This is a genomic window from Escherichia sp. KCJ4928, assembly GCF_004352695.1.
GTDB lineage: Bacteria > Pseudomonadota > Gammaproteobacteria > Enterobacterales > Enterobacteriaceae > ECMA0423.
The window spans coordinates 1-980 of the sequence record NZ_SJWV01000451.1; the positions used below are offsets into that span (position 1 = coordinate 1).

General features: G+C 42.1%; 1 protein-coding gene. It reads left to right on the forward strand.

The genetic code is table 11. The annotated features are described in order from the left end of the window. The first annotated feature begins 190 nt into the window (after positions 1-190). Positions 191-967, forward strand: a complete 777-nt coding sequence (gene cdtA, locus E0D98_RS24760; RefSeq protein ID WP_072095386.1) for a cytolethal distending toxin type V subunit CdtA — start codon at positions 191-193, stop codon at positions 965-967. The last annotated feature ends 13 nt before the right edge of the window (positions 968-980 follow it).

Sequence of the window (980 nt, forward strand, 5' to 3'; positions counted from 1 at the left end):
CTTTTATTTAATCTTATCAGCTAATGCACAATCTCAAATGTAACATCGAGAATAATACCACTCGAAACATTCACATAAAACAACAAGGAAAGCCAAACAACTAAGGCACTAATTCAAAGGAGTTCTCCAATGTAATCCCTTTATTACCCCATCAATTTCTAATATTTTTGTAATAAACAGGACCATAGTAATGGCTAATAACCGCATCCCTATTTTTATAGCTGGAATCTTGATTCCCATTTTATTAAATGGCTGCTCATCAGGAAAGAACAAAGCTCATCTTGACCCCAAAGTTTTCCCTCCTCAAGTAGAGGGAGGACCTACAATTCCTTCTCCCGATGAACCCGACCTTCCATTACCCGGAGCAGGACCTGCACTTCCCACAAATGCACCAATCCCTATCCCGGTACCAGGTACATCACCCGCAGTATCTTTAATGAACATGGATGGCTCAGTTCTAACAATGTGGAGCCGAGGAGCTGGTTCATCATTATGGGCGTATTATATCAGCGACTCCAATTCATTTGGAGAACTACGCAATTGGCAGATTATGCCCGGAACCAGACCAAATACGATACAGTTCCGCAATGCAGACGTTGGTACTTGTATGACAAGCTTCCCGGGGTTTAAAGGAGGTGTGCAACTATCTACTGCACCTTGCCAGTTTGGACCAGATCGCTTCGACTTCCAGCCGATGGTAACACGCAATGGTAATTACCAGTTAAAATCTTTGTCTACAGGTTTATGCATCAGAGCTAATTTTTTAGAAAGAACACCATCATCTCCGTACGCAACAACATTAACAATGGAGCGTTGCCCATCAAGTGGAGAGAAAAACTTCGAATTTATGTGGTCCATAAGCGAACCATTAAGGCCAGCTCTAGCCACTATTGTTAAGCCAGAAATACGCCCACTTCCACCACTACCAATAAAACCAGATGGGCATTCAGCAGGAGGCGAACAATGAAAAAATATATTAT

Bases quoted from the DNA above. Each gene is read 5' to 3' on its own strand.
- cdtA (WP_072095386.1), top strand. From the start codon at position 191: ATGGCTAATAACCGCATCCCTATTTTTATAGCTGGAATCTTGATTCCC.